Origin of the sequence: Helicobacter pylori (genome assembly GCF_011140715.1) — a bacterium.
GTDB lineage: Bacteria > Campylobacterota > Campylobacteria > Campylobacterales > Helicobacteraceae > Helicobacter > Helicobacter pylori_DA.
The window spans coordinates 1-20,518 of record NZ_SFZZ01000063.1 but is presented as its reverse complement, the minus strand read 5'-3'; the positions used below and the strand labels follow the sequence as shown (position 1 = coordinate 20,518).

At 39.3% G+C, this 20,518-nt stretch carries 21 protein-coding genes and 2 pseudogenes; 7 read left to right on the top strand and 16 right to left on the bottom strand.

Features of this window, described 5'->3' with window-relative positions:
• A partial coding sequence (locus EWZ81_RS06425) for a hypothetical protein (protein WP_165549403.1) occupies positions 1-649 on the top strand: 649 nt, incomplete at its 5' end.
• A gap of 127 nt (positions 650-776) precedes the next feature.
• On the opposite strand, the gene queF is transcribed toward EWZ81_RS06425, so the two are convergent.
• Positions 777-1,223, bottom strand: coding sequence for a preQ(1) synthase (gene queF / locus EWZ81_RS06420; RefSeq protein WP_000187101.1), 447 nt, complete (start codon positions 1,221-1,223; stop codon positions 777-779).
• 59 nt (positions 1,224-1,282) lie between these two features.
• On the opposite strand from queF, the gene rsfS reads away from it, so the two are divergent.
• From rsfS to EWZ81_RS06405, 3 genes are read left to right on the top strand one after another with little or no spacing between them, the layout of a single operon-like run.
• Positions 1,283-1,624, top strand: coding sequence for a ribosome silencing factor (gene rsfS, locus EWZ81_RS06415; protein ID WP_001076149.1), 342 nt, complete (start codon positions 1,283-1,285; stop codon positions 1,622-1,624).
• 7 nt (positions 1,625-1,631) lie between these two features.
• Entirely contained in the window at positions 1,632-2,528 is an 897-nt protein-coding gene (gene miaA / locus EWZ81_RS06410; RefSeq protein ID WP_165549405.1) for a tRNA (adenosine(37)-N6)-dimethylallyltransferase MiaA, read from the top strand.
• Positions 2,529-3,632 (top strand): glycosyltransferase family 8 protein, encoded by a 1,104-nt coding sequence (locus tag EWZ81_RS06405; RefSeq protein ID WP_165549402.1) that lies wholly within the window; start codon positions 2,529-2,531, stop codon positions 3,630-3,632.
• A gap of 285 nt (positions 3,633-3,917) precedes the next feature.
• Here EWZ81_RS06405 and EWZ81_RS06400 read toward each other — a convergent pair whose 3' ends face one another.
• From EWZ81_RS06400 to EWZ81_RS06365, 8 genes are all read right to left on the bottom strand, one after another.
• Positions 3,918-4,532 carry a ThaI family type II restriction endonuclease gene (locus tag EWZ81_RS06400; protein ID WP_001193941.1) on the bottom strand — a complete coding sequence of 205 codons (615 nt, stop codon included), beginning with the start codon at positions 4,530-4,532 and terminating at the stop codon, positions 3,918-3,920.
• The gene (dcm, locus tag EWZ81_RS06395; protein WP_079343061.1) at positions 4,513-5,448 is read right to left on the bottom strand and encodes a DNA cytosine methyltransferase; all 936 of its coding nucleotides are present in this window, start codon (positions 5,446-5,448) and stop codon (positions 4,513-4,515) included. The genes EWZ81_RS06400 and dcm overlap by 20 nt, the downstream gene beginning before the upstream one ends.
• A 350-nt stretch (positions 5,449-5,798) precedes the next feature.
• A complete protein-coding gene (locus EWZ81_RS06390) occupies positions 5,799-6,578 on the bottom strand; it encodes a UDP-N-acetylmuramate dehydrogenase (RefSeq protein ID WP_165549400.1) in 780 nt (259 codons plus the stop codon).
• A gap of 2 nt (positions 6,579-6,580) precedes the next feature.
• Positions 6,581-6,847: a flagellar biosynthesis protein FliQ gene (gene fliQ / locus EWZ81_RS06385; RefSeq protein ID WP_000445741.1), complete on the bottom strand. Its 267-nt coding sequence runs from the start codon at positions 6,845-6,847 to the stop codon at positions 6,581-6,583.
• 10 nt (positions 6,848-6,857) lie between these two features.
• Positions 6,858-8,162 (bottom strand): flagellar protein export ATPase FliI, encoded by a 1,305-nt coding sequence (fliI, locus tag EWZ81_RS06380; protein WP_165549399.1) that lies wholly within the window; start codon positions 8,160-8,162, stop codon positions 6,858-6,860.
• The gene (locus tag EWZ81_RS06375; RefSeq protein WP_165549398.1) at positions 8,162-9,076 is read right to left on the bottom strand and encodes a CpaF/VirB11 family protein; all 915 of its coding nucleotides are present in this window, start codon (positions 9,074-9,076) and stop codon (positions 8,162-8,164) included. Before EWZ81_RS06375 ends, fliI begins: the two co-directional genes overlap by 1 nt.
• A 16-nt stretch (positions 9,077-9,092) precedes the next feature.
• Positions 9,093-11,855 carry an isoleucine--tRNA ligase gene (gene ileS, locus EWZ81_RS06370; protein ID WP_165549397.1) on the bottom strand — a complete coding sequence of 921 codons (2,763 nt, stop codon included), beginning with the start codon at positions 11,853-11,855 and terminating at the stop codon, positions 9,093-9,095.
• 19 nt (positions 11,856-11,874) lie between these two features.
• Positions 11,875-12,129 (bottom strand): RNA-binding S4 domain-containing protein, encoded by a 255-nt coding sequence (locus tag EWZ81_RS06365; protein ID WP_001217168.1) that lies wholly within the window; start codon positions 12,127-12,129, stop codon positions 11,875-11,877.
• A 101-nt stretch (positions 12,130-12,230) separates the two neighbouring features.
• Between EWZ81_RS06365 and EWZ81_RS06360 the strand changes: the two genes are divergently transcribed.
• Positions 12,231-12,851: a hypothetical protein gene (locus tag EWZ81_RS06360; protein WP_165549396.1), complete on the top strand. Its 621-nt coding sequence runs from the start codon at positions 12,231-12,233 to the stop codon at positions 12,849-12,851.
• 123 nt (positions 12,852-12,974) lie between these two features.
• Here EWZ81_RS06360 and EWZ81_RS06355 read toward each other — a convergent pair.
• The 7 genes and pseudogenes from EWZ81_RS06355 to rsmA all read right to left on the bottom strand — a co-directional run bounded on the left by EWZ81_RS06355 (position 12,975) and on the right by rsmA (position 19,453).
• Positions 12,975-13,813, bottom strand: a pseudogene (locus EWZ81_RS06355) (outer membrane beta-barrel protein).
• A gap of 242 nt (positions 13,814-14,055) precedes the next feature.
• Positions 14,056-14,253 (bottom strand): hypothetical protein, encoded by a 198-nt coding sequence (locus EWZ81_RS08510; RefSeq protein WP_232006999.1) that lies wholly within the window; start codon positions 14,251-14,253, stop codon positions 14,056-14,058.
• Positions 14,204-14,323, bottom strand: a pseudogene (locus EWZ81_RS08745) (hypothetical protein); the annotation flags it as partial. The gene EWZ81_RS08510 and the pseudogene EWZ81_RS08745, both read right to left, overlap by 50 nt.
• Before the next feature lie 149 nt (positions 14,324-14,472).
• On the bottom strand, positions 14,473-15,540 hold the full coding sequence (rlmN, locus tag EWZ81_RS06345; protein ID WP_165549395.1) for a dual-specificity RNA methyltransferase RlmN: 1,068 nt from the start codon (positions 15,538-15,540) through the stop codon (positions 14,473-14,475).
• Positions 15,537-16,526 carry a KpsF/GutQ family sugar-phosphate isomerase gene (locus EWZ81_RS06340; RefSeq protein ID WP_165549394.1) on the bottom strand — a complete coding sequence of 330 codons (990 nt, stop codon included), beginning with the start codon at positions 16,524-16,526 and terminating at the stop codon, positions 15,537-15,539. Before EWZ81_RS06340 ends, rlmN begins: the two co-directional genes overlap by 4 nt.
• Positions 16,510-18,585: a ribonuclease J gene (locus EWZ81_RS06335; RefSeq protein WP_165549393.1), complete on the bottom strand. Its 2,076-nt coding sequence runs from the start codon at positions 18,583-18,585 to the stop codon at positions 16,510-16,512. The genes EWZ81_RS06340 and EWZ81_RS06335 overlap by 17 nt, the downstream gene beginning before the upstream one ends.
• 52 nt (positions 18,586-18,637) lie before the next feature.
• A complete protein-coding gene (gene rsmA, locus EWZ81_RS06330; RefSeq protein ID WP_165549404.1) occupies positions 18,638-19,453 on the bottom strand; it encodes a 16S rRNA (adenine(1518)-N(6)/adenine(1519)-N(6))-dimethyltransferase RsmA in 816 nt (271 codons plus the stop codon).
• Between the two features lie 253 nt (positions 19,454-19,706).
• Here rsmA and hpnL point away from each other — a divergent pair, with 253 nt between their 5' ends.
• Entirely contained in the window at positions 19,707-19,940 is a 234-nt protein-coding gene (gene hpnL, locus EWZ81_RS06325) for a nickel-binding protein HpnL (RefSeq protein ID WP_000930051.1), read from the top strand.
• 314 nt (positions 19,941-20,254) lie between these two features.
• Positions 20,255-20,347, top strand: a complete 93-nt coding sequence (gene aapA3, locus EWZ81_RS08770; RefSeq protein WP_000681134.1) for a type I toxin-antitoxin system toxin AapA3 — start codon at positions 20,255-20,257, stop codon at positions 20,345-20,347.
• The last annotated feature ends 171 nt before the right edge of the window (positions 20,348-20,518 follow it).

Sequence of the window (20,518 nt, the reverse complement as noted above, 5' to 3'; positions counted from 1 at the left end):
AACTAGCGGACCGAGTGTTAAGGATAGGACTTCTACTCCTAAAGAGCCTAAAGAAAAAGAGGACAGGTTTAAACTCTCTTTTGCTTTTAGAGATAAAGATAGGACTAGCTTTGAGATTGTGGCGGAGGATTATACTCTAACCGATAGAAAAAGCCGACTTGGTGTTTTAATGTCGCCCATGTTTTTTGAGGGTAAAGGTAGTCAAGTAACCGCTATCATTTTAACCGCTTTAAATTATGCGAAAGGTTTGAATAAACATAGCGATGCGGAGTGGCGTGCTATGATTGATAACCGAGATGAGGAAAAATGCGAGCTTACGACACTTGATAATTTGGATAGAGTTGGGACGACTTTATTCTGTGGCGTGATTAAAGAGTATGCGGAGGGTAATAAGGAGTTTGAAAAAGAACTTAACGACTTTTCCCCTGATGGTTTTTGGGCTATGACTTTACCTAAAAACAAAAATGAGGCGTTGTTTATCGCTCAATTGCTTTGCGATGGAGGGATCAATAAATATGGGTTAAGCTGTGCGGGTCTTACTGAAAACTTGTTAAAAGACATTTTTAACAATATTGGACTAGCAACTGCTGAAGAGGTTGATGAGCATCTCGCTAATTTAGATAAAGAGGAGGCGGAGTTAAAAGAATAACCCCCCCCTACTCTCTTGTGGGGGGTCTCTTTTTTTAATCTCTCTTTTATTCTTTGATTTTTTTATTCCCTCCCTAATCTGTCCATTTAATTTGGAATGGCTTCAATTTTAAAACCCCTCTTGCGCGTTATTTCGCATTCAAAAGGCGTTTTTCTTTAAATTCCTGGTATTCTTTGATCGCGTAATTCACAAAGGGCTTGATTGCAATCCCGCCCCTAGAGGCAAAATCCCCATACACTTCCAAATACTTTGGCTCTAGCAATTGGACTAAATCTAGCAGTATCGTATTGATGCAGCTCTCATGGAAACTCCCATGGTTTCTGTAACTGAATAAATAGAGCTTTAGAGACTTGCTTTCTACCATTTTATCTTTAGGGATGTAGCGGATAAAAATCACGCCAAAATCTGGTTGGGAAGTGATCGGGCAAAGGCTTGTAAATTCCTTGCACTCTAGCGTGATTAAGGGGTCTAAATTAGGGTTTGGGTTAGGGAAAGCTTCTAGTAAATCGCTATTGTATTCAAAAATATAGGGCGTTTTAGCGCCTAAGGATTTGAGGTTTAGTTCAGGGGTCATTAATCTTTCCTTGATTTAAGTTATAATAAGGCTATTTTAACCCATTTTTTAGGAAACTCATGAACCAACGCATAGAAACGATTACGGCTTTATTAGATGAAAAAAAGGCTTTTGATATTACGCACATTGATTTATCTAAAACCCCCTATTTGGTAGAAGATGTCATTATCGCTACCACGCTAGCGAATAAGCATGCCCTTTCTTTACTAGATGCGCTTAAAAACACCCTTAAGCCTTTAGGGGAAGTCTTTTACCAGATAGATGAGTCTAATGAAGAGTGGATCATTTTGGATTTAGGGGATTTGATGATTCATCTTTTCACCGAAGAATGCCGTAAAAAATTTGACTTAGAAGGGTTTTTGAACGCTTATAAAAGGGAGATTCCTTATCAAAACGCCTAAAAAACTCATCGCGCTTCTAGGGCCTAGCGGGAGCGGGAAAAGCGCTCTTTCTATTGAATTAGCCCAAGAATTGGACGCTGAAATCTTTTCTTTGGACTCTTTGAGTATTTATAAAGACATTAATATCGCTTCGGCTAAACCCAGCCTGAAAGAGCGAAAAAATATCAAGCATTACGCCCTAGATTACCTTAACATTGATGAAAAAAATAACGCTCCTCTTTTTAAAACCCTTTTAGAGGACGCCATGAGAGTATCCTCTAAAGAGATTTTACTCATTGTGGGAGGGAGCAGCTTTTACCTCAAATCCATTTTAGAAGGTTTGAGCGATACGCCAAAAATTAGCGGTGAGGAGGTTGTAAAAATAGATCGAGAAATTGCCACTCTTTCTAACCCTTATATATTTTTAAAATCCATTGACCCTAACATGGCTTTTAAAATCCATCCAAACGACACTTACCGCATCCATAAGGCTTTAGAAATCTTTTATGCCACCCGCACGCCCCCAAGCGAGTATTTTAAGGCTAACCCTAAAAAACCCTTTGAGCATGCTATCTCATTATTCGCTCTGTCTGTTGAAAAAAACGCGCTTCATAACAATATCAAACAGCGCACTAAAAACATGCTCCATTCAGGGCTTATTGAAGAAATCAAAGCCCTTTATATTAAATACCCTAAAGATTCGCAGCCTTTTAAAGCTATAGGCGTTAAAGAGAGCGTTCTTTATTTAGAAAAACGACTCACTTTAAAGGAATTAGAAGAAACGATCATTTCTAACACCATGAAATTAGCCAAGCGCCAAAACACTTTCAATAAAACCCAATTCAATAACCTTTACACAGGGAGCGTTAAAGAAGTTAGGCATGCGATTTTAAAACACTCAAAAAGCGATACAAAAAAGCGATAAATGGATACGCAAAATTTACCCGATCAAATCATCCCTATTTTTATGAGTTTTGATAAGAATTACGCGCTAGGGGCAGGAGTTTGCCTTTATTCTTTACTCTCCCATGCGAGCAGGCACACAAGCGCGATAGACTTTAGCCCCTTAAATCAAAGCAACAAACTTTTAGGCACTAACATCGTGTATAAAATCCATTGTTTGGTTAAAGGGGTAACTTTAGAGCAGCAAAACAAGCTTTTAAAAACCCTTGAGCCTTTTCAAAAATTCGCTTCATTAGAGTTTATCAATATCGATTCGCTCGATCATTCCATAGAAAGCTATCTCAATGAATCTTGCTCCAAGCGTTATGGCGGGCTTCTTGTTTTGTGCCGGCTCTTGCTCGCTTCGCTCTTCCCTAATTATTCTAAAATCATTTCCATAGATGTGGATACGGTGTTTTTGGGCGATGTTGCAAGCGCTTATTTTGCACTGGATAACGACCCCACTAAATTGCTTGGCATGGTGAGAGACACCTTTTCTCACCTTCCTTTTGAAGCCTTTTGTGATTTTATTGAGCGAGCTTGTAAGAATTTTAAGATTGATTTTTCACGCTTTAGTCCAAACGAATTACAACGCATCCATCAGGGCTTTAACATGGGCTTTTTGGTAGCGAATTTAGATTTGTGGCGCGAAAATGGGTTTGAAAAGATCGCTTTAGAGTTTTTGAAAAATAGAGGGAAAGATCTTTTCTATCCTGAGCAGTGTTTAATCAATATGGTGTTTTTAGAGCGTATTTTAGAATTGCCTATTTATTATAATTGCTATTCTGACTTTTTCAAAGAGCACTACCCTAAAAACATCATCATGCTCCATTTCATCCAATACAAGCCGTGGCGTTCTGTCAGTTCTTTAAACGGGCGTTTGATTTGCTATGAAGCTGAAGCGGGTTTTTGGCTTGCAAACCTTTTTTGCACCCCTTTTAAAAACGATTTTTTTAAAGAACGCCTTGAAATGGCTAAAGACCAACAAATGCAATCTTTTAAAACCCACATCCGATCAAAAACGATCAGGGATTATTTTTATTTTAGGATAAAAAATATTTTGAAAAAAGTTTTCAAACTTTCTTAAAGGGCATTCATGGAAAAATTATTGAAGTTTTTAAAATTCTTTGCCAATAGCGCCATTTTATTTTATAGTATTATGTAAAATCATAGGGATATAGGGGGTATTTTGCGATACCCTAACCCATAAGAACGCTTTTAAAAAAGTTATCACCCAATTAAAATAAAGCCTTTCCTATTTTTATAGCATCAGTGATCTATAAAAAAGCTTTCATGCCTACGATGATTTTTTAGTGTTCCAAAGCCCTTGATGCCCCAAAAATTCTTAGAGCTTATTAAGAACATAAGGATTTTAGGATTGCCATAGCTCTAAATATTTATCATATGGAGAATGTTTTAAGTTGTTTGTGCGTTCCCAAAAAATAGGAATTCTTAGCGTGTCCTTGTGGGCAATACATTCCAATAAAGCTAATTTTGAAATTTCCACTCCCCTAGAATTTGTCCCACTTTTAGGAAGTTTAAAATAAAATTCTTTACCTTTAGTTATTAAAACTTCTTGTTGTGTGGCACTAGGAATATAGTAAAAACCTCCCTCTTTTCCCCAACAAACATACACAAACAAAATGCCCGCATTTGGTTTATAACTCTCTATAAATTCTTGTATTTTTAAAACATCAGTAGTCCATATTAGCTTAATGTTGTTCAATGTTTGAGCGGTTTTAATAGAATAAGGCTTATTTAAAACAATTACATCTATCTCTTTTTGTGTGATAGCTAAATCAGTTTGCACATTCTCTTTACCAAAATAATAAAGCATAAGAGCAATAATTACCCTTTCTCTAGCTGAACCAATCTCCATTCCTAATTTACCATCTCTGCTGTTTTCACTTTCTACAAGCTGAAATAAATAAGGTAATTTTTCTTGTATTTTTAATATTATTTTCTCATCATTGAACAACGTTTGCATATAAAAATTCCTTTATTCCCTGTGCTAAATGCCATGCAAAGACAGGTGGCACAGCGTTACCAATTTGCCTATAAGCTGATGAGGTGCTAGGGTAAAAAATAAAATTATCTGGGAAACTTTGAATGCGTGCGACTTCTCTTGCACTCAAACGCCTATGATTATTATAGTGGTATTCAATATTGCCATGATGTTCGGCTCGCATAGTAGGAGCGTAGGTATCTTTGTTGATAGCATTATTGCCTTGTCCTTTATTGCGTTTAGCCTTAGAATAAAAATGATTAGGCATAGCCCCTTCTGTTAAGTTTTCCAAATCTTTCAATATTTCATACACAAAAGGGGCATGACTTTTCTTTAATATTTCAAAACTAAAAGGCTCTTTAAAGTAACTTTCATTAACGCCTACCACAATGACTCGCTCTCTTAATTGCGATACTCCAAAATCGCTTACTTTCAAACATGCAAAATTAACCATATAGCCTAAGTCTTTAAAGCTCTCCAAAATCTTTCTAAAAGTATTTCCATTGTCAATATTTAAAAGACCTTTTACATTTTCAGCAAGAAAAATTTTAGGTTTTAAATCCTTTACACATCTAATCATGCTCTCATAAAGTCGCCCCCTTTCACTTCCTAACCCCTTTCTTTTGCCGGCAAAACTGAAATCTTGGCAAGGAAAACCACCCAAAACAATATCAGTGGGCATCAATTTATCAAAATCAACTTCCTTAACATCTTTGCATTCAATATGTGCGTTAAAGTTCCTTTGATAGGTTAAAACAGCATTTTTATCCAAATCATTGGCATAAATTATCTTAAAAGGATTTTTAGCATAATGCCGATTTAAAAAGTCAAACCCTCCACAAAATCCCAAATCCAATCCTCCGCACCCACTAAATAAAGAAGTGATTGTAAATTCCAACCAATAATCCTTGTATAAAATTTCTCTATATTCTATCATGGGTTTATTTTAATCTGATTGAGTGCGAAAACTTCATTTCAAAACCATATATTTTGACACACACTCAAAGATAATGAGTAAGTTGCTTGACCTATTGCTTTATCAAGTGCTATTGCTGAGAAAGTTAAAAGGTGGAATCAAAAACTATACTGAAAACAATCTCTTAAATCCATATATCTTAAAAACCATGTTTTCGGTTAGCCTTTTTTCCTAATCTGGCGTTAGCCTTTTGTTTAGTGGGTTATAATTTTTATTTTTAACTCTATTTTAATGGAGTGTTGGTTATAAAATTTCACATAAAGCTTTCAACCCTACCTTAAAATCTTCACTTCTTCTTCTAAATGGATGCCGTATTCTTGTAACACTCTGGTTTTGGCGAGTTCTATCAAAACTAGGGCTTCTTCAAATTCTGCGCCCCCCAAATTCACCAAAAAATTCGCATGCTCTTTGGCAAAGCCCACTCTTTTTAAGCGATAACCCCTTAAGCCCGCACCCTCTAAAAGCCTGCCCGCATAATCGTTAGGCGGGTTTTTGAAACAGCTCCCAAAATTAGGCAATTTGGGGTGGCTTTTGCGCATGCTTTTACACGCTTTTAAAACCTCTTCTCTAAAGCCATGCGTTTTTTTAAACCTCGCCCTTAAAACAACGCCATTGAATTTGCTGCTGCGATAGCCCAGCCCCAAAGCTTCTTTTTCTAGCCATTCGCCATTAATGCAAGCGCTTTCTAAAACATTTTTTATTTCAAATTCTTTCATGCCCGCATTCATTTTAACTAACGCCCCTAAAGTGCCAGGCAATTGCCCTAAAAACTCCAAACCCTCTAAATCATTCGCCCTAAAATAATTAAAAATTTTAGAAGAATTCGTCGCTCCCCCTACCTCAACCCACTCACCCTTATCGCAAATATAATCGTAATTCTTGCCTAATAAAGCGAGATTTTTTGCGCTAGGAGCGATTAAAAGATTGTTCGCTAAACCGATAATCTGGTGTTCTTGAGAGATTTCATGATCGTTTTCTAAAACGCTCACTTTTAAAGGCGTACCGATTTTCACGCTGCTGTAACGGGAAAAATCAATAATGGTTTCTAGCATTTCTAGCCTATGATTTTAGGAATGAGCTTGATTAAGGTTTTGGTGTAATCTAAAAGCATGTTAGTCATCCACGGCATGGTTAAAATCAGCACCCCAATCACGGCCAAAATCTTAGGCACAAAAGACAAGGTCATTTCATTGATTTGAGTGGTCGCTTGAAAAATACTGACTAATAGCCCCACCACCAAGCCCGCTAATAATACCGGTAAAGAAATCATCAAAGTGATTTTATAAGTCTCAATGGCGAGTTTCATGAGTTGTGATTCCATTATATTCCCTTTATTTTAAGATTTCTTCTAATTGCTGAAAGCTTGTTTCAAAAGGCTGCAAAGCGTTTTCATCTTGCGCTAAAAATTGCTCCATTAAAGCCTTTTTCTTAATCGCTTCATCAAGCTCTTTATCGTTCCCCATTTGATAAGATCCGATGCGAATGAGCATTTCATTTTCTTTCAATAACGCATACAAACGGCGGAATTTTCTCGCGCAAAGGTTTTGAGACTCGCTGATGATGTCTTTAGCCACCCTTGATGCGGAGTTTAAAATATTAATAGGCGGGTAGATCCCATAGTCGGTTAATTCCCTGCTTAAGACAATATGCCCATCTAAAATACTCCTGGCTTGATCGGCTATGGGATCGCTCAAATCATCGCCCTCTACTAGCACGCTAAAAAAAGCCGTAATGCTCCCCTTATTTTCTTCCTTACCCGCTCTCTCCATCAATTGAGGCAATAAAGAAAGCGCGGATGGGGGGTAGCCTTTGGAAGTGGGCGGTTCGCCTAAGGCCAAACCGATTTCTCTTTGAGCCATAGCGAAACGAGTCACTGAATCCATGATAAACAACACATCTAGCCCTTGGTTTTTAAAATACTCCGCCACGCTCATCGCGCAAAAAGCCCCGTATTTGCGCATTAAAGGGCTATCATCGCTCGTGGCGACCACCAACACGCAAGAGCTTAAATCCCCTTTCAAGTTTTTCTCTATAAATTCAGGGATTTCTCTGCCCCTTTCCCCAATCAAAGCGATCACTTTAATCGGCGCTAAGCAACCCCTAGTGATCATGCCCATTAGCGTGGATTTACCCACCCCAGAGCCGGCAAAAATGCCCAGTTTTTGCCCCTTACCGCAAGTCAAAAGCCCATCAATGCTCTTCACCCCCACGCTAAAAACCTCATCGATCAAACCTCTTTTTAAAGGGGCTATAGGCGTTGTGATCACAGGCGCTAATCGCTCATAATCTAGCGCCCCCTTATTGTCAATGACTTGCCCTAAAGGGTTAAGCACTCTCCCTAAAAGATTACGGCCCACAGGGAAATTCAACCCCTCTTTTAAAAACAGCACCTTATCGCCAGCCCTAGCCCCCTCTATAAAGTTAAATGGCGTGAAACCAAACTGCTCTTTTTCTGCCACCACCACCATTCCCACGCATTCGCTGCCATCGCTTTTTTCAATCTTCACCACATCGCCCACAGATGGGTTAAAGCCATCCGCATAAACGATATTGGGCATGATTTTTTTCACGCTCCCGTAGCGAGGCGATAGATCAAAATGTTGATTCAAGCGGTTTTTTAAGGATTTTAGGGGCATTAAAGCTCTCTAGTCCATAAGACTTCAGCGATTTGGCGCTCATTGTTGATTCTATTCACATGCACAATCACATCAATCGCGCTTTTAAAATACGCGCGCATCAAATCCTTATCCAAAGAATGCGTATAACGCATGCTCAAATTCAGTGAAAGGGCTTCTAAAGTGTTTTGAGCGCTATTAGCATGAATGGTTGAGAGCATGCCCTTATGCCCGGTGTTTCCTAAACGCAAAAAGAGCGCCGCATTTCTCGTGTCAATCTCGCCCACAATGAGCCTGTCCGGGTTTAAGCGCATGGCCATATTGAGAGCGTCTTCATAATTAAAGCACCCGTTTTCTTGCTTGCCCACTAAAAGCCCCACGCAATTGCTGAACGCTTTTAAATCCAATTCTTGGCTGTCTTCAACGCTCACCACCCTTTCATCTTTATTGACGCAGTCTAAAAGAGCGTTGAGTAAGCTTGTTTTACCGCTTGAAGTCTCCCCGCTAATGAGGATATTATGCCCTTTTAGGGCTAAATTTTTCAAACCCTTTGGATCGCTTGCTTTGAAAGTGAAATCGTCTAAACTTAAGGGCTTAAGCCTAGGCACACGGATATTGAGCGTGATTTGATTATTGGTAGTGATGCTAAAATGATTCGCGCTCACCCTATAGCGTGTGAAAGGGATAGAGCAATTTAAAGTGGGGTGTTCTTCATCAAAAAACAACCCCCTAAAACTGGCCAATTGCTCGCAAAATCTCAATAAAAACGCCTTATCAAAAAGCGCATGCCCTCTTTTTTCTCGTGTGTTATTGACTTTATAAAGCCAAAGCTCTTGCTCGGTATTGATGATAAGCTCGGTGATCCCGCTTTCTAAAAAAGGGGTGAAATGACCAATTAGGGCTTGTAAAACTCTATGGGTTTGTAAAGTTTCCAAAAGCCCTATCCTTTTATCATCGCTCTTTTAAAACCTCTTCGCAGCGCTTGCATGGGGTGTTTTCCAACTCGCTTTTAAAACGCCAACACCTAGGGCATTTATAAAAGGGGGCTTTAAAGAGCGTGAATGTTGGCGTCTCGCTCAATTTTTCTTTTGCAACCCCCACAAAGCTCACCATCAGCAATTCTTCTATCAAATTTTCATGCAACGCTTTTTCTTTTACTTCAATAGCGCACTCTAACGAATTTTTGATCACGCCTTCTTTTTTCAATCGGTCTAACTCTTCATTAAAGGCAGAACGCAAGGCTAAAACGGCTTCAAAATTTTCTGGTTTTTTAAACTCTTTAAGGTGGAGTTTTTCTAAAATATTAATGCCTTTCAAATCAAACACGTCTTTGGCTTGTAAAAACGCGCAAAGCACCTCGCTATGCTCTAAAACTTCTTCAATCGTGTGCGTTAAAATCGGGGCTAAAAAGTAGCACAATTGACTAGCCACAGCGAGTAAGACCATTTGAATAGCTTGGCGTTTTTTATTGTTTTTGCTATCGCAATACAAGCTATCCTTACAAGCGTCTAAATAAATCCCACTCAATTCATTGGTAACAAACGCCATTAAAATATTCAAGCCCTTCACCAAATCATGCTCTTCAAACGCGCTATTGACTCCAGCGCTTATCGTTTCTAAAGCCTCTAATATAAAATGATCTAAAGGGCTGAAGTCATGGGGGCGTTCTAAATTCTTGAGATCCATATCGCTAAAATTGGCGAGTAAGAATTTTAGGGTGTTGCGGAATTTTTTATAATGCTGTTCTGTTTGAATGAAAAAGGTTTGAGAGACCCTTAGATCGTTTTGATAGTCATTAAACGCCACCCACAAGCGCACCACATCGCTCCCATGCTTTTTGAGCAAGTTGTCCAAAGACACCACATTGCCCTTAGATTTACTCATTTTCTCGCCCTTTTCATCTACGATAAAGCCATGCGTAATGACTTTTTTAAAAGGGGCTTGGTTGTTTAAAACACAACCGATTAGAAGCGAGCTTTGAAACCACCCCCTATGCTGATCGCTCCCTTCTAAAACCACATCGCTAGGGCTTTGCCCCTTTTCTCCATGGTAGTCTTCTAAAACCGCCTTAAAGGTGCTACCGCTATCAAACCACACGTCTAAAATGTGCATGATTTTCTCATAATGCTTGGCGTTATCTTGATAGCTAGGGGGCAATAAATCTTTTACGCTGTATTCCCACCACACATCACAGCCTTTTTTTTCAAAAAGGTTCGCCACATGCTCTAAAACTTCGCTTTCAAAACAAGGCTTATTCGTGCGTTTGTCTATGAAAAAGGCCAGTGGCACGCCCCATTTTCTTTGCCGGCTCAAGCACCAATCAGGGCGGTTTTCTATCATGGTTTTTAGGCGGTTTTTCCCGCTGCTTGGCACAAATTCCACCTTTTCAATCGCATTCAAAGCCACTTCTCTTAAGGTTTTTTGAGAGCCATCATTTTGGATGAAAGGCTCATCCATTAAAATAAACCATTGCGTGGTCGCTCTGTAAATCACAGGCTTGTGCGTCCTCCAGCAATGCGGGTAGGAATGCTCAATCTCTTGCTCTAGCAATAAAGAATCGCCCAATTGCTCTATAATGCGTTTTTGAGCCTTAAAAACATGCTCGCCCAAATAGCTTTCATCTAATAATTGGTTATGGATAATGCCCTCATCATAGCAACCCTTTTCATCTACAGACATTAACACTTCTAAATTATATCTTAAGCCTAAATAGTAGTCCTCTTCACCATGCCCTGGTGCGGTATGCACGGCTCCTGTGCCGTCTTCTAAACCGACATGCTCTCCTAGAGTGATTAGGGAATCTCTTTGGTTTAAAGGATTGGTGGCCTTCAAATATTCTAAATCATTGGAATTGAATTCATGCGTGATCGCATTATCCACCACCCCTAAAGCGGCTAATTTTTCATGCAAGGCTTTAGCGACTAAATAGCCTTTTTGGGTGAGTGCATAAACAGCGTCTTTTTTCAAAGCGATCGCCACATTCGCATACAAAGTCCAAGGCGTGGTCGTCCAAATTACTAGGCTTGCTTTTTTAACCTTTAATTTTTCTAAACTCTCCTTTTTCAAACCAAACGCCACGAAAATGGAGGGCGATTTTTTCATCTTGTATTCCACTTCAGCTTCCGCTAAAGCGCTCTCGCATGCATAACTCCAATAAATAGGCTTGTGGCGTTCTTTCAAAAGCCCTTTTTTAGCCACTCCCACTAAAGCCCTATAAATGCTCGCTTCAAATTTAAAGTCCATGGTTTTATAAGGATCTTCAAAATCCCCCAAAACGCCTAATTGCAAAAACTCGTTCTTTTGGATTTCTAAAAACTTCTTCGCATGATCTCGGCACTTTTCTCTAAACAGCGTGGGGTTTTCTAGGCTCGTTTTTTCTTTTTCCAATTGTTCTAAAATTTGCTGCTCAATGGGCAAGCCATGGCAATCCCAACCGGGCGTGTAATAGATTTTCTTCCCTTTAAAATATTCTCTTTTAACGACAATGTCTTTCAAAATCTTATTTAAGGCATGCCCTAAATGCAAATGCCCATTCGCATAAGGCGGCCCGTCATGCAAGGTGAAATCCCCATGGTTATCTTTCCTATTTTGCATGCGTTTGAACGCTTGTTGTTCTTGCCATTTAGCGTAAGTTTTAGGCTCATTGACGCTCAAATTCCCTTTCATAGAAAAGGTGGTTTCATTTAAGTTTAAGGTGTCTTTGTATTCTTTCATTATATTATCCTTTGCTTTATTATTCTTTTGTTTTAGGAGCGATATAAAGGTGCGTGTCTTTTCGCGGCACATTTTTTAAAGTGGGGATTTGTAAAATCGTGTATTCTTCTATCCCTTTTAAATAATGCAAGCTAATCGCATCGCCTATTTTCACTTCTTTACTGGGCTTAGCGCAACTCCCATTGAGCCACACCGCCCCCACATTGCACATATCTGTCGCTAAAACGCGCCGCTTCACTAAACCCACTGATTGTAAAAATTTGTCTATTCGCATGCGTTTATTTTACCCTATTCTTTAAGTTTTTATCCATAACTTATAAGGGTTTTAGTTTTAGCATGTTAGCATTCAGCCACCACTCTTTTTAAGGAATTTGCTTGAAGTTTCATGCTGTGAGTTTATTATTGGCTTTTTTATTAGCCTCTTGTTTGCCCCCTAAAGGCCATCATTCTGGTTTGGTGAATCTTTATATCGCGCATCAAGGCCAAAGCGTGCGCACTTATTGGCGTAAAGTGGATAGAGGAGTTGTCGCCAAACACAATGAAACGCTTGAAAAAAACCCCAAAACAAAGCTCAAAGACCCTAGGGGGCCTTTATTCATGCTGGGGAGTGAGCGCTTCATGCTTTTATGGAAAAACCGCTACGCTTTAGCCAAAGTTCAATCGTTCAGGCTAGAGCCTGGGTTTTATTACTTGGATTCTTTTAGCGTGGAAACTCAAAAAGGCATCTTGCAGAGCGCTCCTGGCTATTCATACACTAAAAATGGCTATGATTTCAAAAACAACCGCCCCTTTTTCCTAGCCTTTGAAGTCAAACCTGACAGCAGGATCATTCTTCCTAGCGTGGAATTGAGTCTGATTAAAACCCCTAGAGGCTTTTTAGGGGTGTTTTTATTTGACAATAACGAAAAGGGGGCCAATACCCAATGGATTGAAGGGAGTTTGAATTTAAAGCTTAAAAACGCTTCTTTTAAAGACGCATGGGGGTTGGAACAATGAAGCATGAAGCGATCGTTCGCTTTTCGTAAGCCCTTTATGATTAGATTGTAAAAAATGCTTAAAGCATTTTTTAGATTTTATTACCCCTATTCAATTACAAAGTCATTAAATTTTTAAAAACTTTTAAAACCGATAAACATAATCCGCGCTCCAAGTAACATAGCTTTCAAAAATGCCCCTAGGGGTTTTTGCTTGTAAAACCCTCACACTTTCGCAACTCTTTAACTTTTTTAAAGAACAACTAGGAGGTCGCCATGGATGCTCGCACTCAATTCTAGCGTGTGGTGCTTATCGCCCATCCTTAGCCCTAACGAACCATAGCCCTGAAATTGCGCTAATTGCGCTAATATATCACCAAAATCTTTAAGAGCCTTGGCTGTTACGCTCTCACCCCCTAGCCCAGCCCCTATAAAATAACCGATGAAAAACTTCTCATTTTCATACACATTGTGTAAAAAATCCATAAAAAAGCTGTAAGTTGACATTGTTATCATACCACCAGTAAAAAAAGAAACAGGACTTATTATGGGTATCACTCCAAATAAGTATTGTTGGTATTTATCTTTTTCCATGTAATTGCCCGCTTTATAGGAATATTGGAACCCTCCCCTAACGCCAAAACCCATTTTTTTAATCTTAACAGGAGCGGCATACTGATACCCCACCTTAAAATTAAAGCCGTTTAAGATTGTGCTGGGATCTTTTCTTTCTAAGAGTCTTCCACCAAAATTGAAGTGAGAGTGAGGTAGCAAAACAAAACTATCTTTATAAGCTAAATTCCATGAAAACATCCCGCTATAGCCAAGACCGGCAAAAAAAGCGCTTTTATCCGCTCTTTGATGTTTAGCCTTAGCTTTTTCTTCCGCTAAAGCTTCTTGAACCTTCTTTCCAACGAGTTCATTAAGCTCGCCCTCATCTATAGCGTAGCTAAAATTAAACCCTAGCACAGAATAAAAAGCCAAAAATAAAAATTTGGGTTTTAAAAAATGGGGGGGTAACTTGCATACCGGTTTCTTGATTGAAAAATTGTTTTAATATTTTGAATATTGTAAAATGTTGAAGCTTAAATTAAAAGTCTTAACAATATTATTGGATAAAAATTTACTTTTTATAGGCATTAATGAGTATTTTTAACATTAATGAGCGTTTGTAAAAATAAAAATCAAGCGTGTCGCGGTGGCTGGATTGGATTTAATGGGTTTGATTAGAATGGGTTAGAATTAAATGATTGTATCTTAAAGTCAAAGCCAGAGACAACCCTAGTCAAGTTGCCCCTAGCCACACCGATATTACTCGTGATGCCCGTGGCAACAACCTTCTTCTTGATGATGACTATCGCTAGTGCTGCAACAACCTTCTTCATGATGAGAGCTGTGGTGGTGATGGTGGTGTTCACCGCCATGATAGTGGTGGTGGTGTGTGTGGTGATGGTGGTGGTGGTGCCCGCCGTGTTGTTCTTCATGGTGTGCCATGATGACTCCTTTGATTAAAAATTTAAATTCTAGCTCACTGGCTAGGATTTTATTCTACAATATAAAATCTAATTAATTGTTAATGAAAGAAAATTTAGCGCTAATTTTTAATCTATATTCCCTAAATTTTGAAAAAAGAGTTTTTAAATTTATTGGGAGAGTTTTTTCTCCCTCAATTGCCCACAAGCCGCTTCAATATCCAAAGCTTTAGACTCTCTAATGGTGCATAATAAGCCTTTAGAGTTTAAAAAATCCGCAAACATTCTAGCGCTCTCTAAGCTAGGGCGCTCAAACTTAGAGCCTTCATGCGGGTTGAATAAAATCAAATTCACTTTGGATTTAATGCCGTTTAAAAGTTTTAAAAGTTTTTTAGCGCAATCCAGGCTATCGTTTAAATCTTTGATCAAAAGGTATTCAAACATCACTCTTTTGCGCTGCTCTAAAGGCCATTTTTTTACTTCATTCAAAACGCATTCAATATTGTATTTTTTATTCAAGGGCATTAAAGATGAGCGCGTTTTGTCATCTACGGCGTGTAAGGATATGGCTAATTGCACGCCTAAGTTTTTGCCCGCTAAAATGGGGATTTTATCGGCTACGCCACTAGTGGAAATCGTGATTCTTTTAGGTGAAATTTGCATGCCGGTATTAAAAATCTCAATCGCTTTACACACCTCATCTAAATTGTTCAAAGGCTCGCCCATTCCCATAAAAACAATATTGAGCGCTTTTTCAATGGGGAGGTTATTGTCTTCTTTAATGAGTAGGGCTTGCTGGATAATCTCGCTCGCTTTTAAGTTTCTTACAAAACCGCCTTTTTGAGTGAAACAAAACGAGCAACCCACTTGACAGCCGATTTGACAAGACACGCATACGGTGTATTTTTCCCCCTCTAAAATAGCGTTGGTTTCTTCATCAATCTTTTTATCCTTCATTTTCAACAACACCGCTTCAAAAGTGTGGTTGTCTTTTAAAGATTTAAAAAGGTATTTTTTAGAGCCATCAACGCTCTCTCTCACATGTGTGATTTCTATCGTGCGCAAAGTAAATTCTTGCTCCAAATAAGCGATAAAATCTTTTGAAAAATTATTTTGCATGTCTTTAAAGCTTGTTTTATACTTCGCATAGAGCCACAAATAAAGCTGTTTAGCCCTAAAGCTTGGTTTTAAAAGCTGACTCAATTCCTTTAGAGTGAAATCATAAATGCTCGCTTTCATGCTTTAAGCCCTAATTCTAAAAGTTGGTGCAAGTGCAAGACCCCTAAAACCTTATTGTGATCATCCACGCACACTAAAAGCTGGATCTTATGGCGCTCTAAAAATTCTAACGCTTCTAAAAGAAGAGCGTCTAAATTCTTAAAGCTTTTAGGCTTTAAAGTGGCAAAACGCTTCACTTCGCTCTTTAAGTTAAGCCCTTTCAATAACGCCCTACGGACATCGCCATCGCTCAAAATCCCCACAAGCTCGTTAGCCTCATTGACTAAAATCGCGCTGCCTAAGCGTTTTTCACTCATTTCTATGAGTGCATCTTTAAAGCTTGTGCTAGGAGCGATTAAGGGGAGGTTCGTGGTTTGCAACAAGTCTTTAACCTTGACAAAAAGTTTTTTGCCTAAAAGCCCGCCCGGATGAAAGGAGGCAAAATCTTCTTGGCTAAAGTTTTTCGCTCGCATCAAGCATGCCATTAAAACATCGCCTAACGCTAGAGTTAGGGTAGTGGAAGTCGTTGGAGCGGTGTTAATCGGGCAAGCTTCTTTTTGAATTTTTAAGCTCAAATAATAATCGCCGAGTTTAGAGAGCGAGCTATTAGGGCTTTTAGTGAAAGTGATGATCTTATGGCTTAAGCGTTTTAAATGGCTCACCAGATTCAATAATTCCAAAGACTCGCCCCCATAGCTAATCATTAAAACCACATCGTTTTTTTCCACCATGCCCAAATCCCCATGCATGGCTTCTGTGGGGTGTAAAAACGCGCTTTTGTTACCGGTGCTTAGCATGGAAGCCGCGATTTTTTGCGCCACTAAAGCGCTCTTACCCACGCCCACTATCACAAGCTTACCCCCTTTTTCTTGGCTTTTTAAAATGAGCTTGACAATGGCTTCTAAATCGTTAGGTTTTTGGAATTGCTTAACGCTTTCTAAAAGCGCGCTCGCTTCATCTCTTAAGACTTGCGCGGCGATAGCGTTATAATCAAGTGGCATGGACATGACAAATGATAGCCGGGTATTTTCTAAACTTTTTAAAGAGCGCTTTTCTGATGAAATTACGGGTGTGATCTTCTAATTTTTTAGGGCTATTCAAAATTTCGGCGTTGCTGGATTTTAATAACAACTCTAATTCCCCTTGAATTTCTTTAATCAAATGCTTTTCATCTTTAAAGCCCACAAGCCCCAAACTAGAAAATTGAGAGCTTTCTAAAAGCGCTTGTTTGTTTTTACTCACAAAAATCGTAGCGGCAAACACCCCAGCGCTAGCGACTTCTTCTCTTTGTTGCACAATGCCTGTATCAATACTCAAATTGCTTTGGTTATCCACATAGCTTTTACCGCTTTTAATCGTGCCCACTTTTTTAATGAACGCAGGGCCAACTTCCACCTGATCGCCATCTTCCATTAAATAGATATTTTTTTCAGGCACCCCGCAAGAAATAGCGGTTTGCTTGTGGCGCGCGACATGGTTATATTCCCCATGCACGGGTAAGAAAAACTTAGGCTTGATGAGTCTTAACATGAGCTTTTGCTCTTCTTGGGCGGCATGCCCGCTCACATGGATATTGTCAAATTCTTGATAAGCCACTTTAGCTTCTTTTTTGATCAAGAAATTCAACACCGCTGAAACGCTCGCTTCATTGCCAGGAATGGCTTTAGCGGAGATGATGACTAAATCGTTGGGTTTGATAGAGATGTGGCGGTGTTCATCAGTCGCCATGCGATAAAGCGCGCTCATGGTTTCGCCTTGCGAGCCAGTCGTTACGATTAAGATTTCATTGTCCGGGTATTTAGCGACTTCATTAGCCTCAATAAAAGATTGATAAGGCAAATGGATATAGCCTAATTCTCTGGCGATGTCTAGGTTTTTTTCCATAGAGCGCCCGATCACAGCGATCTTGCGGTTGTATTTAATGCCGTATTGGATGGCTTGATACACCCGGTGGATATTGCTAGAGAATGTGCTCATAATCACCCTCCCTTGCGCTTCTTTAAAAAGCGTGTCAAAAGCCGGCGCTATGGTGCTTTCACTCGGTGTGGTCCCGGATTTATGGGAGTTGGTGGAATCGCTTAAAAGAAGCATCACCCCCTTTTCGCCATAGTACGCTAAACGATACAAATCCGTGGGCAAATTATCCACCGGGGTGTGATCGATTTTAAAATCGCCGGTGTGGATGATCGTTCCGGCTTTAGTTTGGATCGCTAAAGCGCTGCTGTCAATGATAGAATGCGTGATGTGGATCCATTCAATGATAAATTCGCCCACGCTAATGGGGCAACGCTTTTCTACGATTTTAAAATACGAGCGGTATTTTTTCAAACCATGTTCATCAAACTTGCTCCCAATCAGCCCCAAACTCAAGGGCGTGCCATAAAGGGGGAATTGCAACTCTTTAAACAAATAAGGCGTAGCCCCTATGTGATCTTCATGGGCATGGGTGATGATAATGCCAGCGATTTTGTCCTTGATTTGGTGCAAGTAGGAAAAATCCGGGATTAAAATATCCACGCCAAATAGCCCTTCTTTAGGGAAGCTCATGCCCACATCAATCACGATCGCGCTTTTTGGGGTTTCAATGACCATCATGTTCCCCCCAATCTCGCCCAAGCCCCCTAAAGGCGTGATTTTAACGCTCGCTTTAGAGTTTAGATTCATCTTATAATGCGGGTTTAAATGCTCCACCTGGATCTTGTTATTAGCTTCAACGCCCTTTTTTAGCTCCTTATGAAAGCCTAAAGTCCCTCTCTCATTCACATGCAAAATTTCCGTAACGCCCTCTACTTTGTTGTTATCCAATTCTTCTTGGGCGTAATTTCTGGTCTTTTGGGGGGTGTGTTTAGCTTTGTGGTGGTTTGGTTTTTTGTTGGGGTGGCGCTCTTTTTTATGGTGTGAAAGCGCTTCATGGTTTGAAGACTCTGCGTTTTTTTGTGCGTTTTCTCTGAAACGCTTTTTGCGGTTGGTGAATCGCTCAAACGCTCCGGCTCGCATCCCATGATGAGCTTTTGAATTTTCACTGCTGTTTTCATGGTTTTCATTATTTTGGTTGTTATCAGTCATAACGATTATTCCTTTATTTCAATTTTTATCTTTCAATTTTTAAAAAGGCGTGCTAGCCTTTTAAAACGGATTTTAAGAGCTTGAGATAATCTTTTATCTCAGACGCTCTCACGCTTGTTGGTTGGTTTTCTAACGCTAAAAAATCTAACACCTTATCAAGCTTTTCTCTATAAGAAACGCTTTTTTTAAGATTGTTTGAAAGCGTCTTCCTAGGAGATGAGAAACAGGCTTTCAAAAAATCTTCTAATGTTTCAAACCCTTTTTGTAGGGCTTCTTCAAAAAATGACGCTTGGAGTAATGAAGCTAACGCCTTTTCTTTCAGCGGCTCTTTAATCACTTCAAACACGCTAGAAAACACCTTTGGAGGCGGGCTAAACGCGCTAGGCGGCACATCAAACAAAAGGGTAACATTCCCTATTGCTTGAGCTAAAACGCTTAAGGCGTTCTGTGAATCTTTAGCGCAAAATTTGAGCGCCACTTCCTTTTGTGTCATCACCAATAAACCCCTGCATTTAGGGTCTTTGAGCGCATTTAAAACAAGCCTAGTAGCGATATAATAAGGCAAATTAGAGATCAAAAAATAAGGCTCTTCTTCTTTTAAAAAAAGAGCGTCTTTTTCCACTAATTCTAATGCAAAAGGCTTTTTTTGCGCCTTTAGTTTTGATCGCATTTTTTCGCACAAACTGCTATCTATCTCATAAGTCTTTAAAGGATAGCGATCCAACAACTTAAGAGTCAAATCCCCTAGCCCCACGCCAATTTCAATTAATTTCAATGGGTTTAAGGGGGGCAAAGCATCAACAATTCTGTCTAAAAACGACTCATCCGTTAAAAAATGCTGTCCTAAAGACTTTTTAGCTACTACCATAAGAAGCACTTCTAAAACTCCTCATATTATACCTTAAAAAGGGGATTTGTCTTTCCTTTTTAATGCAACTTCTTTATTATAGCTTTTTTCATTCAAAGATGTTGGTAGTTTTGACAATAGAAGCGCTTAAATTGGTGCTCGTATTAAAAATTAGTATTAAAATCTTTTCCGTTAATAATTGGTTAGATTTTGCATTATAAAATGAAATCCTAGCCAATGAGCTAGAATTTAAATTTCAATTAAAGGAGTCATCATGGCACACCATGAACAACAACACCAAGCACAACAACAGCAACAACAGGCTAACAGCCAACACCACCACCATCACCACGCACACCACCACCATTATTATGGCGGCGAACACCATCACCATAACGCGCAACAACACGCCGAACAACAAGCAGAGCAACAAGCTCAACAACAGCAACAACAACAAGCACACCAACAACAACAGCAAAAAGCGCAACAACAAAACCAACAATATTGATTGGGGCGTTTGTGGGGGCGGCCTTAGGGCTACTCCTAGCTTTTAGCTTTTAACTCTTTCTTTTAATTTAAACTAGCTCTTTTAACTCCATTAGATTTTTAAACTTTTAAAATCTCTCTTTTGATGATTGTCAAATGGCTCTGTTTTTTATCCAATAAAGATAAGCTTATTCATTGAGTGGTCGTAATGGGGCGTAAAACTTTGTCTTGCGTATTTGGTGCGATCTAGGGGTGTTTTAATGGGGTTTGTTGTAGGATTTCATCACGCCCCATAGTTACGATATGGGGCAAATCCTATGTCAAAAGGAGCATGCCATGAAACACAAAAGTGGCAAACGCTCTTGGAAAACATTATACTTTGAGTTTGCTTTTTTGGGGCTTAAAGTGATCGTTTCTGTGAAACGCTGATTTTTCCAAGAGCGTTCCCTTAAGTTTAAAAGCTTAGGGGTTTCCTTTAAAAAGCGGGTTTGTCCTTGACTTTTGGGGCGTTTATTGTTTCTTTATATTTTCATTCACATTTTTTAATCTTGTTTTAGCGTTTGTAAAATGAGGAGTTTTAAGGGGGTTTGTTGTAGGATT